This is a genomic window from Mesorhizobium sp. M0016 (assembly GCF_040324035.1).
Classification (GTDB): domain Bacteria; phylum Pseudomonadota; class Alphaproteobacteria; order Rhizobiales; family Rhizobiaceae; genus Mesorhizobium.
Genome location: NZ_JAMYVM010000026.1, coordinates 32,795 through 48,485, shown reverse-complemented (window position 1 = coordinate 48,485; position 15,691 = coordinate 32,795). Strand labels below are relative to the sequence as shown.

The following is a 15,691-nucleotide window of genomic DNA, read 5'->3' as shown; positions in this document are numbered from 1 at the left end:
ACGTGTTTCGAACCAGCGACATAGTCCTGATCGCCGTCATGGTCTCGGCCGCGGCCCTGACCTACAAGGCCAAGCGCGAGGCCGAGGAACAGCTGGCTTCGGTGCAGAAGATCGAGGCGCAGATCCGCTATGAGGAGGACACGATCGACCTGCTCAAGGCCGACTGGAGCCTGCTGACCCAGCCGTCGCGCCTGCAGAAGCTGGCTGAAATCTACAAATCGCAGCTCGCACTCGAGCCGGTCAATGCGCGGCAGATCGTCGGGCTCGACGACCTGCCGGCAAAACCGCTCAACATCGAGGACCTGTCGTCGCAACGGCTTGGCGGCATGGCCGACAATTCCGGCAAAGGACCAGCCGACAAGGATCCCGTGGTCACCGGAGCCATCGTCCAATGATCGCTGGATTTCCAATGCGCGCCAAACTTCCGTCGGTCGGCAAATTGCTGAAGCGCCGCGCACGGACCGGCGAGGACGGCTCCATCGTGGTCGAAGGCGCGCGCAAGGCGACCGGTGGCAAGGCCAAGACCCGCATCGTGATGACGATGGCGGTGTTCTTCGGCATCTATTCGACCATCGCCGGGCGGCTGGTCTATCTCGGTTTCCAGTCCCCCGACATGTCGAATGGGCCGCAAAGCCGGGTGACGGCGTCGCGTCCCGACATCGTCGACCGCAACGGCGAGGTGCTGGCGACCGACATCAAGACGGCATCGCTGTTTGCCGAGCCGCGCCGCATCGTCGATGCCGACGAGGCGATCGAAAAGCTGTCGACCATTCTGCCCGACATCGACCCCGAGCAGACCTATCACAAGCTGAAGAGCGGCGCCGGCTTCGTCTGGCTGCAGCGGCAGCTGACGCCCAAGCAGCAGGCCGACATCATGCAGCTCGGCATTCCCGGAATCGGCTTTCGCACCGAAAAGCGCCGCTTCTATCCGGCCGGCGTGACCTCGTCCTACATTGTCGGCCTCACCAACATCGACAATCAGGGCATCTCCGGCATGGAGAAATACATTGACGAGCAGGGCTTAAGCGACCTGCAGGCCTCAGGCCTTGCGATCGCCAAGGATCTGAAGCCGGTTCAGCTGTCGATCGACTTGCGCGTCCAGCATGTGGTGCGCGACGAGATTGCCGCCGGCCTCGAGCGCTATCGGGCCATGGGCGCCGGCGCCGTCGTGCTCAACATCAAGACCGGCGAAGTGGTGGCGATGGCCTCGGTGCCGGATTTCGATCCGAACAATCCCTTCAATGCGCAGGACAAGGATCGGCTGAACCGCATGTCGGCCGGCCTCTACGAGATGGGCTCGACCTTCAAGAGCTTCACCTCGGCCATGGCGCTCGATTCCGGCAAGGCGAACATGAACAGCCGTTTCGACGCCTCGCACCCAATCCGGGTCGGCCATCAGGCCATCCACGATTTCCATGGCAAGAACCGCGTGCTGTCATTGCCGGAGGTGTTCCTTTACTCCTCCAATATCGGATCGGCCCGTGAGGCCGAAATGGTCGGCATCGAGGGGCACCGCGAATTCCTGCATCGCCTTGGCCTTCTGGACAGGATGCAGACCGAACTGCCTGAAGTCGCCCGCCCGACCGAACCGAAGGTCTGGAAGCAGGTCAACTCCTTCACCATCGCCTTCGGCCATGGCGTGTCGACGACGCCGCTGCAGGCGGCCGTCGGCTGCGCGGCGCTGATGCAGGGCTATTTGATCCCGCCGACTTTCCTGGTCCGCAGCGAGCAGGATGCCATGGCGGTGGCCAAGAGAGTGGTCAGCGAAAAGACTGTGGAGGGCATGCGCTACCTCTACACGCTCAATGCCGAGAAAGGCTCGGCCAGAAACGCCAGGGCCCCCGGCTACCGCGTTGGCGGCAAGACCGGAACCGCCGAGAAGGTGATCAATGGCCGCTACTCGAAGGAACTGAATTTCAACACCTTCGTCGCTGCCTTCCCGATGGACGATCCGCAATATCTGGTGTTTACGATCGCTGACGCTCCGCACCCGGAAAAGCCCGGGATGACCGACGTTGCCGCCAACAATGCGGGTGTCATGGCCGGAAACATCATCAGGCGGGCAGCCGCCATGCTTGGCGTGAAGCCAGATTTCAGCCATGAAAATGGCGCAACGCTGGTTTCCTATCAGTGATTCTTAGGGCGCGCCGGCAACTGCGCGCCATTTTGTTGAGATAAACGGGGTTCGATGCACCTGAGAGATTTAGCCGGTATCCTGCCTGTCGAGGGAACATCTTCCCGCGATGTGGAGGTAACCGGGATTTCGTCGGATTCCCGCACGGTCAAGACCGGCGTGGTCTTTTTCGCGCTCGCCGGCAGCAAGGCGGATGGTTCGGCCTATGCCGCCGATGCGGCAAAGCGCGGCGCAGCGGCGGTTGTCGTTGGCAACGCCAGCGCCGTTTCCGGCCTGTCCGTCCCGGTGCTCAGCGTCGACGACCCACGCCTGGCGCTGGCGCTGAGCGCGGCACGTTTCTTCGGCAGCCAGCCGGAGACCATGGTCGCGGTTACCGGCACCGCAGGCAAGACCTCGGTCGCCGCCTTCACCAGGCAGATCTGGGAGCAGGCCGGCTTTGCCGCCGCGTCCATTGGCACCACCGGCGTGGTGGCGCCGGGCCGCAACGACTACGGTTCGCTGACCACGCCCGATCCGGTGGCTTTGCACCAGTTGCTCAAGGAATTGGCGGAGGCCGGCGTCACACACGCCTCGATGGAGGCTTCCAGCCATGGTCTCGACCAGCGCCGTCTCGATGGCGTCAAGCTCGCCGCGGGCGGTTTCACCAATCTCGGCCGCGACCATATGGACTATCATCCGACGGTCGAGGACTACCATCGCGCCAAATTGCGCCTGTTCGACACGCTGCTGCCGAAAGGCGCGCCGGCGGTCATCTTTGCCGACGATCCGTGGTCGGCGCCGACCATCCAGGCTGCGCAGGCCGCGGGGCTCAATGTGCTGACGGTCGGCCGCCATGGCGATTTCCTGCGCCTGAAGCGGGTCGAGCACGAGCGCCACCGCCAGCGCGCCGAGGTCGAAGCCGACGGCGTGCTCTACGAGATCGACCTGCCGCTCGCAGGTGACTTCCAGATCGCCAATGCCCTGGTTTCGGCCGGGCTGGCCATTTCCACTGGAACGCCGGTCGCCAAAGCTTTGATGGCATTGGAGAAACTTCAGGGGGCACCGGGACGGCTCGACCTTGTCGGCGCCACCGCCAATGGCGCGCCCGTCTATGTCGACTATGCCCACAAGCCGGATGCGCTGGAAAATGTGCTGGCCGCCGTGCGCCCGTTCACCACCGGTCGCGTCATCGTCGTGTTCGGCTGCGGCGGCGACCGCGACCGGGGCAAGCGGCCGATCATGGGCGAAATCGCCACGCGGCTGGCCGATGTCGTCATCGTCACCGACGACAATCCGCGCTCGGAAGTGCCGGAAACGATCCGTGCCGCGATCCTGGCAGCCGCGCCCCGCGCGATTGAAATCGGCGACCGCCGCAAGGCGATCCACGAAGCGGTCGCCATGCTCAAAGCGGGCGATACGCTGATCGTTGCCGGGAAGGGCCATGAAGAGGGCCAGACCATCGGCGCCGAGACGTTTCCCTTCTCCGACCACGAGGAAGTCCGCTCGGCGCTGCGGGAGCGGGCCGCATGAGCGTGCTCTGGACTTCCGAGGCGCTGGTCGACGCCATGGGCGGTCGGCCGCTCGGGCCGATGCCGGAGGGAATTTCGGGGATCTCGATCGACAGCCGCAGCCTGCAGCCGGGCGACGCCTTCTTCGCCATCAAGGGCGAGGCGATGGACGGCCATGACTTCACGACCGCGGCGATCAAGGCCGGCGCCGGCGTTCTGGTCGTCGCCGAAGTCAAATTGCCGTCGCTCGGGCGGCTGACGGCGCCGATGATCGTCGTGCAGGATGTGCTGGCAGCACTGGAGAAACTCGGTGTTGCCGCCCGCGCCCGTTCCAACGCAAAAATCATCGCGGTGACCGGATCGGCCGGCAAGACCACCACGAAGGAGGCGCTGCGCCATGTGCTGTCGACCGTCGGCACAGTGCATGCCTCGGCGCAGTCCTTCAACAATCATTGGGGCGTGCCGCTGACGCTGGCGCGGATGCCGGATGATTGCGACTATGCGGTGTTCGAGATCGGCATGAACCATCCCGGCGAGATCCGGCCGCTGGTCAAGATGGTCCGGCCACATGTGGCCATCGTCACGATGATTGCCGCCGCGCATCTCGGCTTCTTCAGAAATCTCGACGAGATCGCCAAGGCCAAGGCCGAGATTTTCGAAGGCATCGAGCCCGGCGGTGCGGCCTTGCTCAACCGCGACGATGCGCGCTGGAAGCTGCTCGACAAGATGGCGCGGGCCGCCGGCGTCGAACATGTCTTTGGCTTCGGTGAGAACGCCCGCTCGACCTACAAACTCACCAGATGCGAGCTGCATGCCGATCATTCCGACATTGCCGCCAGGATCGGCGGGCAGGATGTCGTTGCCCGGATCGGCGCGCCCGGCCGCCACATGGTACAGAATGTGCTCGCCGTTCTTGGCGCGGCGCATCTCGTTGAAGCCGACATCGCAAAGGTGGCGGAAGCGCTGGCCGATCTCTCCGCCGAACGCGGCCGTGGCAAGCGCCATGTGCTGCGCCATCCCAAGGGACTGATCACACTGATCGACGAGAGCTACAACGCCAATCCGGCCTCGATGGCTGCTGCCATGGCGCTGCTCAATGCGACGCCTGTCACGGGCGAGGGCCGGCGCATCGCCGTGCTCGGCGACATGCTCGAACTCGGCGACCATTCGGCCAAGCTGCATGCAGCCCTGGCCGAACTGATCGTCGGGACCGGCACGCACACGGTCTTTCTCGGCGGCCCGGAAATGCGGGCGCTGGCAGACATCCTGCCCGACGAGATCAAAACGGAATACCGCGCCGGCGCCGAGGAATTGAAGCCGCTGCTGTTGTCGACGCTGAAGGCCGGCGACGTGGTCATGATCAAATCGTCGAAAGGCATAGGCTTTTCAAAGCTGGTCGAGGCCTTGCTCGGCAAATATCCGGCGGAAGCCGCAGGCACGAAACAGAACTAGTCCGGGGGACGGAATCGCATGTTTACATTGCTCGTCGATTTTGCGGACAAGGTCTCGGTCTTCAATGTCTTCCGCTACATAACTTTCCGCACCGGCGGTGCGCTGATCACCTCGGCGCTGATCGTCTTCATCTTCGGGCCGACCATCATCAATTCGCTTAGGCTGCGGCAAGGCAAGGGCCAGCCGATCCGCGCCGATGGCCCGCAGACGCATTTCAAGAAGGCCGGCACGCCGACGATGGGCGGGCTGATGATCCTGTGCGGCATCGTCGGCTCGTCGCTTCTATGGGCGAACCTCTCCTCGATCTATGTCTGGGTGGTGCTCTTGGTGACGCTGGGCTTCGGTTCGATCGGCTTTTACGACGACTATCTCAAGGTAACCAAGCAGTCGCATCTCGGCTTTTCCGGCAAGGCGCGGCTGGCGCTGGAATTCGTCATCGCCGGCATTGCCGCCTGGGCGATCATGCATAATGGCCAGGCGCCGTTCTCATCGTCGCTGACTTTCCCCTTCGCCAAGGAATTCATCATCAATCTCGGCTGGTTCTTCGTGCCGTTCTCCTGCTTCGTCATTGTCGGCGCCGGCAATGCGGTGAATTTGACCGATGGCCTCGACGGGCTGGCGATCGTGCCGATCATGATCGCGGCGGCATCCTTCGGCGTCATCGCCTACCTCTCCGGCAATGCGGTGTTCGCCGAATATCTGCAGATTCATTTCGTGCCCGGCACCGGCGAGCTGGCTGTCGTGCTTGGCGCCGTCATCGGCGCCGGCCTCGGCTTCCTCTGGTTCAACGCGCCACCGGCAGCGATCTTCATGGGCGACACCGGTTCGCTGGCCATGGGTGGCCTGATCGGTACGGTCGCGGTCGCCACCAAGCACGAAATCGTGCTGGTCATCGTCGGCGGATTGTTCGTCGTGGAAATCCTGTCGGTCATCATCCAGGTCGGCTACTTCAAGATGACCGGCAAGCGCGTCTTCCTGATGGCGCCTATCCATCATCATTTCGAAAAGCTCGGCTGGACCGAAAGCCAGGTGGTGATCCGCTTCTGGATCATCGCCGTCATCCTGGCGCTGGTCGGCCTGTCGACCCTCAAGCTGAGATAGGAACCCGCTTGATACCCGCCGCATCCTTTTCGGGCAAACGCGTTTCGCTCTTCGGGCTCGGTGGCTCGGGGATCGCCACGGCGCGCGCGCTGATCGAGGGCGGCGCCGACGTGCTCGCCTGGGACGACAATCCCGATAGCGTCGCCAAGGCCGCTGGCCAAAGCATTGCGACCGCCGATCTGCGCGGCGCCGACTGGTCGAAATTCTCGGCCTTCGTGCTCTCGCCCGGCGTGCCGCTGACGCATCCCAAGCCGCACTGGACGGTGGAGTTGGCGCGTGGCTCCGGCGTCGAGGTGATCGGCGATATCGAATTGTTCTGCCGCGAGCGGATTGCGCGCGCGCCTGATGCGCCGTTCATCGCTATCACCGGCACCAACGGCAAGTCGACGACCACGGCGCTGACCGCGCATATCCTCAAATCGGCAGGGCGCGACACGCAGATGGGCGGCAATATCGGCCGGGCCATCATGACGCTCGATCCACCGCAGGCTGACCGGGACTATGTCGTCGAGTGTTCGTCCTACCAGATCGATCTCGCGCCCTCGATCAACCCGACGGCCGGCATCCTGCTCAACCTGACGCCCGACCATCTCGACCGCCACGGCACCATGCAGCATTACGCTTCGATCAAGGAGCGGCTGGTTGCCGGCAGCGAGACGGCGATCGTCGGCGTTGACGATTCCTGGTGCGCGCAGATCGCCGACCGGCTGGAGAGGGCGGGCCGGGAGGTGATCCGCATCTCCAAGCGGCTGCCGCTGACCGACGGTTATTTCGCAGACGGTTCCGATCTGATGGAAGCCGTCCATGGCCGCTACAGCCGCGTCGCCTTCCTCGAAGGCATCGGTTCGTTGCGCGGCCAGCACAATGCGCAGAACGCGCTTGCCGCTGTTGCCGCCTGCCTCAGGGTCGGCTTGAGCCTGGGCGAGATCCAGGCGGGACTGGAGAGCTTTCCAGGCCTCGCGCATCGCATGGAGCAGGTCGGACGCAAGGACCACGTGCTGTTTGTCAACGATTCCAAGGCGACCAATGCCGATGCGGCGGCACCCGCGCTGTCGAGTTTTTCGCGCATTTACTGGATCGCCGGCGGACTGCCCAAGGAAGGCGGCATCGAGCCGCTGCGCGGTTTTTTCCCACGCATCGCCAAGGCCTATCTGATCGGCGAGGCGGCGCCCGCGTTCTCGGCGACCCTCGGCGAAGCCGTGCCCTATGAAATCTCGGGCACGCTGGCCGCCGCGGTCGACCATGCCGCGAAAGACGCGGCCAAGGATGACAGCGGCGAGGCGGTGGTGCTGCTGTCGCCGGCCTGCGCCAGTTTCGACCAGTTCAAGAATTTCGAAGTTCGCGGCGAAGCCTTCAGGCAAGCTGCGAATGCTATCGAGGGCGTGAAACCCATCGGAGGGGCACGATAATGCAAAGCCGTCTCGACAAAAGCCCGGTTGCAACCTGGTGGTGGACGATCGATCGCTGGTTCCTGGCGGCGTTCCTGTCGCTGATGGGGCTTGGCATCGTCTTGTCCTTTGCGGCAAGCCCGGCGGTGGCCGAACGCATCGGCCTCGACAGTTTCCACTTTGCCACCAGGCAGATCATCTTTACCGTGCCGGCGCTCGGCGTGATGCTGGCAGTGTCCTTCCTGGAATCGCGGCAGATCCGGCGCATGGCGCTGATCATCCTGGGCATCATGCTGGTGCTGATGGTGGCCGTGCTCTATATCGGCGTCGAGGTGAAAGGCGCGCGGCGCTGGGTGTCGTTTGTCGGCCTGTCGATCCAGCCGTCGGAATTTCTGAAACCCGCCTTCGTCATAGTCTGCGCCTGGCTGTTCGCCGAACACAAGCGCCAGCCCGACATCCCGGGCAATTTGTTTGCCATGCTGCTGCTGATCCTGGTCATCTCGCTTCTGGTGGCGCAGCCCGATCTCGGCCAGACCATGCTGGTGACCGGCACCTGGGGCGTCATGTTCTTCATGGCCGGCCTGCCCTGGCTATGGATCATCGCGCTTGGCGCCACCGGCGCCGGCGGCCTGTTTGCCGCCTATACGGTGTTCCCGCACGTCGCCGCGCGCATCGACAAATTCCTGACCGGCGAAGGCGACACGTTCCAGGTCGACATGGGCCGCGAGGCGCTGATCAACGGCCACTGGTTCGGCGTCGGCCCGGGCGAGGGCACCGTCAAGCGCGTCATCCCCGACGCGCATGCCGACTTCGTCTTTTCGGTCGCCGGCGAAGAGTTCGGGCTGATCATGTGCTTCTTCATCATGTCGATCTTCGCCTTCATCGTGCTGCGCGGCCTCAGCACGGCGCTGAAGGAACATGATGATTTCACCCGCTACGCCGTCGGCGGTCTCGTCACCGTGTTCGGCCTGCAGTCGGTCATCAACATGTGCGTCAACCTGCAGCTGATGCCGGCCAAGGGCATGACGCTGCCTTTCATCTCCTATGGCGGCTCCTCGCAGATCGCCATTGCCATCTCGATGGGCATGGTGCTGGCGCTGACCCGCAAGCGACCGGAAAAGCGCAAGCAGATGGGCTTTGCCCTGTCGCAGCGCGCCCTGCCGGCGGAGTGATATGGCGCGGGGTGTGATCCTTCTCGCGGCTGGCGGAACCGGTGGACATCTGTTTCCGGCCGAGGCGCTGGCGCATGAGCTGATCGAGCGCGGCTGGGGCGTGCACCTGGCGACGGACGACCGCGCCGAGCGCTTTGCCGGCCATTTCCCGGCCGCCGCCATCCATCCGATCCAGTCGGCGACGATGGGCTCGAAAAACCCTGTCGCGCTGCTTGGCGCGTTCTGGAAGATCTGGCGCGGCGTGCGCCAGGCCTCCGCCGTCATGGCCAGGATCAAGCCTGATGCGGTCGTCGGCTTTGGCGGTTATCCGACCTTGCCACCGCTCTATGCCGCGACGCGGCGCAAGCTGCCGACGCTGATCCATGAGCAGAACGCAGTGATGGGCCGCGCCAACCGGGCGCTGTCCGGGCGCGTCGATGCCATTGCCGGCGGCTTCCTGCCGCAAGATGAAAGTGCCACAGGCGCCAAGACGGTGACGACAGGCAATCCGGTCAGGCCGCCAATCCTGGAGGCGGCCAAGACGCCTTACACCGCATCCAAAGGGGCGGATCCGTTCAGGCTCCTGGTGTTCGGCGGCAGCCAGGGCGCGCAGTTCTTTTCCGACGCCATGCCGACGGCGATCGCACTTCTGCCGGAGGCGCAGCGCAAGCGGCTGGTGATCACCCAGCAGGCCCGCGCCGACGACGTGGCGCGGGTGAAGGCTGGCTATGCGGCACTCGGCGTCCATGTCGAGGTCTCGCCCTTCTTCACCGATATGGCACAGCGCATGGGCGCGGCGCATCTGGTGATCTCGCGCTCCGGCGCCTCGACGGTTTCGGAGATCGCCGTCATCGGCCGGCCGGCGCTGCTGGTGCCTTATCCCTATGCGCTGGATCACGATCAGGCGGCGAACGCAGCCGCCCTTGCCGCGGCGGGCGGCGGCGAGGTGCATCCGCAATCGTCACTGTCGCCGGAGCGCATCGCGGCTCTCATTGGCGGGCTGATGGACACTCCCGAGCGGCTGACGGCCATGGCTGCCGGAGCGAAGTCGGCTGGCCGGCCGAACGCGGCACGGTTGCTCGCTGATCTCACAGAGGCTATTGCGTCCAGAAAAACCGTTTCGGATTTCAGGAAAGGGACGCATTGATGAAGATGCCGCAGACCATCGGCCTTGTGCATTTCATCGGCATTGGCGGCATCGGCATGAGCGGCATCGCCGAGGTTCTGCACAATCTCGGCTACAAGGTGCAGGGTTCGGACCAGGCCGACAGCGCCAATGTCCAGCGGCTGCGCGACAAGGGCATCGAATGCTTTGTCGGCCACAAGGCCGAGAATATCGGCGCGGCCGAAGTGGTGGTCGTCTCCACCGCGATCAAGAAATCCAATCCCGAGCTGAAGGCCGCGCGCGAAAAACTGCTGCCGATCGTGCGCCGGGCCGAGATGCTGGCCGAACTGATGCGCTTCCGCCAGGCGGTCGCGATCGGTGGCACGCATGGCAAGACCACAACCACGTCGATGGTGGCGACGCTGCTCGATGCCGGCGGGCTCGACCCGACGGTGATCAATGGCGGCATCATCAATGCCTATGGCACCAATGCCCGTATGGGCGATGGCGAGTGGATGGTGGTCGAAGCCGACGAAAGCGACGGCACCTTCCTCAAGCTGCCGGCCGAGATCGCCGTCGTCACAAACATCGATCCCGAGCATCTGGACCATTATGGCAGTTTCGACAAGGTGCGCGAGGCGTTCCGGCAATTCGTCGAGAACGTGCCGTTCTACGGTTTTGGCGTGATGTGCACCGACCATCCGGAAGTACAGGCGCTGGTCAGCCGCATTGAGGACCGCCGCGTCATCACCTATGGCGAGAACGCGCAGGCCGATGTGCGTTTCACCAACCACCGCATGGCGGGTGCCGTCTCGGCATTCGACGTGGTGATCCGCGACCGCAAGACCGGCGGCCAGACGACGATATCTGATCTGCGGCTGCCGATGCCCGGCCGCCACAACGTCTCCAACGCCACCGCCGCAATCGCGGTCGCGCATGAACTCGGCCTGTCGGCCGAAGCGATCAAGAAAGGGCTGTCGTCCTTTGCCGGCGTCAAGCGGCGCTTCACCCACACCGGCTCGTGGAACGGCGTCGACATCTTCGACGATTACGGCCACCACCCGGTCGAGATCACGGCGGTGCTGAAAGCGGCGCGCAGCGCCACCAAGGGCCGCGTCATCGCCATTGCGCAGCCGCACCGCTTCACCCGGCTGCATGATCTGTTCGACGAATTTTCGGTCTGTTTCAACGATGCCGACACGGTGATGGTGGCGCCGGTCTATGCGGCGGGCGAGGAGCCGATCGACGACGTGACCTCGGAGGCGCTGGTGTCGCGCATCCGCTCCGGGGGCCATCGCGATGCGCGCTACGTCGAAACCCCTGCCGCGATTTCGCCCGTCATCCGCGCGTTGGCGAAACCGGGCGACTTCGTCATCTTCCTGGGCGCCGGCAACATCACCCAATGGGCCTATGCGCTGCCTGGGGAACTCGGCGGTACCGTCTCATGATGCGCGGCCAGGACCTGCTCGACAAACTTGGCGACCGGCTTGCCGGCCTGCGCGGCCGCATCACGCCCAATGCCGAGATGGACAAGATCACCTGGTTCCGCGCCGGCGGTCTGGCGGACGCCCTGTTCCAGCCGGCCGACGAGGAGGATTTGGCTGCCTTCCTGCGCGCCGTGCCGGAGGACATCCCGCTCACCATCGTCGGTATCGGCTCCAACCTCCTGGTGCGCGACGGCGGCATTCCGGGTTTCGTCATCCGGCTTTCGGCCAAGGGCTTTGGCGAGGCCGAGGTGGTTTCGCCGACCGTCATCAAGGCCGGTGCTGCGACGCCCGACAAGCGCGTCGCGGCCGTCGCTTATGAGGCCGGCATTGGCGGCTTTCATTTCTATCACGGCATTCCCGGCGCCATCGGCGGGGCGCTGAGGATGAATGCCGGCGCCAATGGCGTCGAGACGCGGGAACGTGTCGTCGAGGTGCGGGCGCTCGACCGCAAGGGCAATCTCCACACCCTCAGTAACGACGACATGGGCTATGCCTATCGTCACTCGGCCGCACCTGCCGGGCTGATCTTCACCTCCGCCGTTTTCGAAGGTGTTCTGGAAGACCCGGAGGCGATCAAGGCGGCCATGGACGCCGTCCAGACGCATCGCGAGACGGTGCAGCCGATCCGCGAGAAGACCGGCGGCTCGACCTTCAAGAATCCGGAAGGCACCTCGGCCTGGAAGGAAATCGACAAGGCGGGCTGCCGCGGTTTGATGATCGGCGGCGCGCAGATGTCGCCGATGCACTGCAACTTCATGATCAACACCGGAACAGCGACCGGATACGACCTCGAATATCTCGGCGAGACGGTGCGCGCCCGCGTGCTTGAAAATTCAGGCATCCGCCTGCAGTGGGAAATCAAGCGGCTCGGCAATTTCCGCCCCGGCCATGCCGTGCAGGAATTCCTCGGACAGCTTCTTTAGCGCAAGCTGAAGTTCATGTGATGCTTGAACTTCAAACGGTCTGAAACAACAGCGCCACCGTTGCTCCAAAGACTCACAACACGCTTTTTCCGGCCGTTTTCGCGGAAAGTGAATCTGTCGGAATCATAAGCACTTGCCAGCGAATCAACTCTCTGATTCTCTGCCTTAAAGCGTTTCCTGATTTGAGTCGTTCGACGCGTCGACCGCGTTTTCCGTCTGGGGGGCAACCTGCCGGGAGACTCGGACTCAATCTGATCGCTGAATGCGTGGTTGCGGGCCCGCCGTGAGAGGGATGACGGGATATGAAGAACAAGCATGTGGCTGTCCTCCTGGGCGGATTCTCGTCCGAGCGGCCCGTGTCTCTGTCTTCGGGAAAGGCGTGTGCGGATGCGCTTGAGAATGAAGGCTACCAGGTTACCCGCGTCGATGTTGCGCGCGATGTCGGCGCCGTGCTCACCGAACTCAAGCCCGATGTCGTCTTCAACGCACTGCACGGCCCGTTCGGTGAAGACGGCACCATCCAGGGCATCCTCGAATATCTGGCCATTCCCTACACCCATTCGGGCGTGCTCGCCTCGGCGCTCGCCATGAACAAGGAGCAAGCCAAGAAGGTCGCCAAGGCTGCCGGCATCGCGGTGGCGGAATCGAAGGTTGCCAGCCGCTTTGCCATCCAGAACAAGCATCCGATGAAGCCGCCCTACGTGGTCAAGCCGGTCAATGAAGGCTCAAGCTTCGGCGTCGTCATCGTGCATGAAGGGCAGTCGCATCCGCCGCAGGTCATCGGCTCGTCCGAATGGAAATATGGCGAGACCGTCATGGTCGAGCGCTACATCCATGGGCGCGAGCTGACCTGCGCTGTCATGGGCGACGTGGCGCTCGGCGTCTGCGAGATCATTCCGACCGGCCATTCCTTCTACGACTATGATTCAAAATACGTCGCCGGCGGATCAAAACACGAAATCCCTGCTAAAATTTCATCAAATATTTACCAAAAAATACAGACACTGGCGCTCAAGGCACATCTGGCTATCGGCTGCCGGGGCGTTTCCCGATCGGACTTCCGCTATGACGACCGTCACTCCGAAAACGGCGAGATTGTCTGGCTCGAGATCAACACTCAGCCGGGCATGACGCCGACGTCTTTGGTGCCTGAAATCGCCGCCCAGGCCGGGCACTCGTTTGGCGAATTGTTGAGTTGGATGGTGGAGGACGCTTCGTGTCTGCGTTGAAATGGGGACAGGACAAGGGCAGGGGCGGCGCCGGGCCGGCGCTGTTCGGCATGCCGTTGTCGTTCGACCATTTCGTGCTGCCGCGCGTGCTGCGCCGGCCGGTGCGCGTGCTGGCGCGCCTGGGCGGCGGCGACTTCGTCGCGCCGCGCTTTTCCGCGGCCATCCTGTCGGCTTCGCTCATTGCATCAAGCAGCCTCTATGGCGCCATTCTCGGCGGTCATGCCGACGACATCGTCCAGAGCATCACCGCCCGGACCGGCTTTGCCGTCGACCAGATCAAGGTGGTCGGCAACCGCCAGACTTCGGAGATCGACATACTGGACCGGCTCGAGCTCGACGGCTGGACGTCACTGATCGGCTTCGATGCCGAGGCCGCGCGTGAACGTATTGATACCTTGCCCTGGGTCGAAGTGGCGGCGGTGCGCAAGGTCTATCCACATACGCTGGAAGTGCGTGTCGAGGAGCGCGAGCCCTTCGCGCTCTGGCAGCAGGGCGCGGAGCTTTCGGTCATCGAACGCTCCGGCGCGGTGATCGCGCCGTTCTCCGGCGGCAAGCAGGCGCTGCTGCCGCTGATCATCGGCACCGGCGCGCCGGCCAAGGCCCCCGACTTCGTGGCCAAGATCAACAAATTTCCCGAGCTCGCGGCTCGGGTCAAAGGCTATATCCGCATCGGCGAACGGCGCTGGGACCTTAAGCTGGAAAACGGCATCACGATCAAGCTGCCCGAGGATGGCGAGGACCAGGCGATCGCCGATCTGGTTCGGATGGACCACGACAACGGGCTTCTGACGCGGGACATCGCCGCCGTCGACATGCGCATCTCCGATCGCCTGGTGGTGCAGCTGACGCCGGAAGCGGCGACGCAGCGCCAGGCCGCGCTCAATGAAAAGCCGCAAAATCTGAAGCGCAAGTCGGGGACGAAGATATGAGCTGGCTTGGCGGCAACAGCGATGCCTCTTCGCGGCGTTCCGGCACGCTCACCGTGCTGGATGTCGGCTCAAGCAAGGTTTGCTGCGTGGTGGCGAAACTGAAGCCGCGCGAGGACGGCAAGCTGTTGCGCGGCCGCTCGCACCGCATCCAGGTGATCGGCATCGGCCACCAGAAATCGCACGGCGTGAAGTCGGGCGTGGTCGTCGATCTCGACCGCGCGGAGCACGCCATTCGCCTGTCCGTCGACGCAGCCGAACGCATGGCGGGACTGACCGTGGATTCGCTGATCGTCAACATGACGGCCGGCCGGCTGAAGAGCGAAACCTATTCGGCCACCATCAATCTCGGTGGCCATCAGGCCGACGAAGCCGACATCAAGCGCGTGCTTGCCGCCGGCGCCAAGCAGGCGCTCAAGGCCGAACGCGACGTGATCCATTCGCTGCCCGTCGGCTTTTCGCTGGACGCCGAGCGCGGCGTGCGCGATCCGCGCGGCATGGTCGGCGACCAGCTCGGCGTCGATATGCATGTGCTGACGGGCGATGCCGCGCCGCTGCGCAATCTGGAGCTCTGCATCAACCGCTCGCATCTTTCGGTCGAGCGCATGGTGGCGACGCCCTATGCCAGCGGGCTTGCGGCCCTGGTCGACGACGAACTGGAAATGGGTGCGGCCTGCATCGACATGGGCGGTGGCACGACGACCATCTCGGTGTTTTCGGAAGGCAAATTCGTCCACGCCGATGCCATTGCCATCGGCGGCAATCATGTGACGCTCGATATGGCCAAGGGCCTGTCGACCTCGCTCGACGCCGCGGAGCGGCTGAAGGTGATGCATGGTTCGGCGCTGCCTAGCAGTGCCGACGATCGCGACCTGGTCTCGATCCAGCCGATCGGCGAAGACGGCGAGATGCCGCTGCAGATCCCGCGCTCGGTGATGACGCGCGTCATCCGCGCCCGCATCGACGAGACGCTGGAACTGTTGCGCGACCGGCTGAACAAGTCGGGCTACGGCAATGCCGTGGGAAAACGCGTCGTGCTGACCGGCGGCGCCAGCCAGCTTGCGGGTCTCCCCGAGGCGGCGCGCCGCATTCTGGGACGCAATGTGCGCATCGGACGCCCGCTCGGCGTGGCGGGCCTGCCGGAAGCTGCCAAGGGGCCGGCTTTCTCGACGGCGGTCGGGCTGCTGATCTATCCGCAGATGGCGAGCTTCGAGAGCCATCCGGCGAAAGGAATTTCCGGTCTCAGGATGACCGGGACGGGCGGAAAACTGCATCGCATGAGTCAGTGGTTGAGAGACAGTTTCTAAT

13 protein-coding genes are annotated in these 15,691 nt (G+C 64.0%); all 13 read left to right on the top strand.

Annotated elements, in window-relative coordinates; genetic code table 11:
• Positions 1-2: 2 nt before the first annotated feature.
• On the top strand, positions 3-395 hold the full coding sequence (gene ftsL, locus NKJ88_RS27580; RefSeq protein WP_023682142.1) for a cell division protein FtsL: 393 nt from the start codon (positions 3-5) through the stop codon (positions 393-395).
• A gap of 14 nt (positions 396-409) precedes the next feature.
• Positions 410-2,134, top strand: coding sequence for a peptidoglycan D,D-transpeptidase FtsI family protein (locus NKJ88_RS27575; protein ID WP_023682141.1), 1,725 nt, complete (start codon positions 410-412; stop codon positions 2,132-2,134).
• A gap of 54 nt (positions 2,135-2,188) precedes the next feature.
• Complete coding sequence (locus NKJ88_RS27570) at positions 2,189-3,643, top strand: UDP-N-acetylmuramoyl-L-alanyl-D-glutamate--2,6-diaminopimelate ligase (protein WP_023823172.1); 1,455 nt, start codon at positions 2,189-2,191, stop codon at positions 3,641-3,643.
• Positions 3,640-5,073 carry a UDP-N-acetylmuramoylalanyl-D-glutamyl-2,6-diaminopimelate--D-alanyl-D-alanine ligase gene (locus tag NKJ88_RS27565; RefSeq protein WP_023823171.1) on the top strand — a complete coding sequence of 478 codons (1,434 nt, stop codon included), beginning with the start codon at positions 3,640-3,642 and terminating at the stop codon, positions 5,071-5,073. The genes NKJ88_RS27570 and NKJ88_RS27565 overlap by 4 nt, the downstream gene beginning before the upstream one ends.
• 18 nt (positions 5,074-5,091) lie before the next feature.
• Positions 5,092-6,174, top strand: coding sequence for a phospho-N-acetylmuramoyl-pentapeptide-transferase (mraY, locus tag NKJ88_RS27560; RefSeq protein ID WP_023668273.1), 1,083 nt, complete (start codon positions 5,092-5,094; stop codon positions 6,172-6,174).
• Positions 6,175-6,182: 8 nt separating this feature from the next.
• Complete coding sequence (gene murD / locus NKJ88_RS27555) at positions 6,183-7,583, top strand: UDP-N-acetylmuramoyl-L-alanine--D-glutamate ligase (RefSeq protein ID WP_023823170.1); 1,401 nt, start codon at positions 6,183-6,185, stop codon at positions 7,581-7,583.
• Positions 7,583-8,734, top strand: a complete 1,152-nt coding sequence (gene ftsW, locus NKJ88_RS27550) for a putative lipid II flippase FtsW (RefSeq protein ID WP_023823169.1) — start codon at positions 7,583-7,585, stop codon at positions 8,732-8,734. Before murD ends, ftsW begins: the two co-directional genes overlap by 1 nt.
• 1 nt (position 8,735) lies before the next feature.
• The gene (gene murG / locus NKJ88_RS27545; protein ID WP_023699607.1) at positions 8,736-9,860 is read left to right on the top strand and encodes an undecaprenyldiphospho-muramoylpentapeptide beta-N-acetylglucosaminyltransferase; all 1,125 of its coding nucleotides are present in this window, start codon (positions 8,736-8,738) and stop codon (positions 9,858-9,860) included.
• Complete coding sequence (murC, locus tag NKJ88_RS27540) at positions 9,860-11,266, top strand: UDP-N-acetylmuramate--L-alanine ligase (protein WP_352446329.1); 1,407 nt, start codon at positions 9,860-9,862, stop codon at positions 11,264-11,266. Before murG ends, murC begins: the two co-directional genes overlap by 1 nt.
• A complete protein-coding gene (gene murB / locus NKJ88_RS27535) occupies positions 11,263-12,228 on the top strand; it encodes a UDP-N-acetylmuramate dehydrogenase (protein WP_031199085.1) in 966 nt (321 codons plus the stop codon). The genes murC and murB overlap by 4 nt, the downstream gene beginning before the upstream one ends.
• A gap of 302 nt (positions 12,229-12,530) precedes the next feature.
• Complete coding sequence (locus NKJ88_RS27530; RefSeq protein ID WP_023668279.1) at positions 12,531-13,457, top strand: D-alanine--D-alanine ligase; 927 nt, start codon at positions 12,531-12,533, stop codon at positions 13,455-13,457.
• Positions 13,445-14,386, top strand: a complete 942-nt coding sequence (locus NKJ88_RS27525) for a cell division protein FtsQ/DivIB (RefSeq protein ID WP_023688033.1) — start codon at positions 13,445-13,447, stop codon at positions 14,384-14,386. Before NKJ88_RS27530 ends, NKJ88_RS27525 begins: the two co-directional genes overlap by 13 nt.
• Positions 14,383-15,690 (top strand): cell division protein FtsA, encoded by a 1,308-nt coding sequence (gene ftsA / locus NKJ88_RS27520; protein WP_023823166.1) that lies wholly within the window; start codon positions 14,383-14,385, stop codon positions 15,688-15,690. Before NKJ88_RS27525 ends, ftsA begins: the two co-directional genes overlap by 4 nt.
• The last annotated feature ends 1 nt before the right edge of the window (position 15,691 follow it).

Coding starts and splice junctions, on each gene's coding strand:
- NKJ88_RS27575 (WP_023682141.1), top strand. CDS start 410: ATGCGCGCCAAACTTCCGTCGGTCGGCAAATTGCTGAAGCGCCGCGCA.
- NKJ88_RS27570 (WP_023823172.1), top strand. CDS start 2,189: ATGCACCTGAGAGATTTAGCCGGTATCCTGCCTGTCGAGGGAACATCT.
- NKJ88_RS27565 (WP_023823171.1), top strand. CDS start 3,640: ATGAGCGTGCTCTGGACTTCCGAGGCGCTGGTCGACGCCATGGGCGGT.
- mraY (WP_023668273.1), top strand. CDS start 5,092: ATGTTTACATTGCTCGTCGATTTTGCGGACAAGGTCTCGGTCTTCAAT.
- ftsW (WP_023823169.1), top strand. CDS start 7,583: ATGCAAAGCCGTCTCGACAAAAGCCCGGTTGCAACCTGGTGGTGGACG.
- murG (WP_023699607.1), top strand. CDS start 8,736: ATGGCGCGGGGTGTGATCCTTCTCGCGGCTGGCGGAACCGGTGGACAT.
- murC (WP_352446329.1), top strand. CDS start 9,860: ATGAAGATGCCGCAGACCATCGGCCTTGTGCATTTCATCGGCATTGGC.
- murB (WP_031199085.1), top strand. CDS start 11,263: ATGATGCGCGGCCAGGACCTGCTCGACAAACTTGGCGACCGGCTTGCC.
- NKJ88_RS27530 (WP_023668279.1), top strand. CDS start 12,531: ATGAAGAACAAGCATGTGGCTGTCCTCCTGGGCGGATTCTCGTCCGAG.
- ftsA (WP_023823166.1), top strand. CDS start 14,383: ATGAGCTGGCTTGGCGGCAACAGCGATGCCTCTTCGCGGCGTTCCGGC.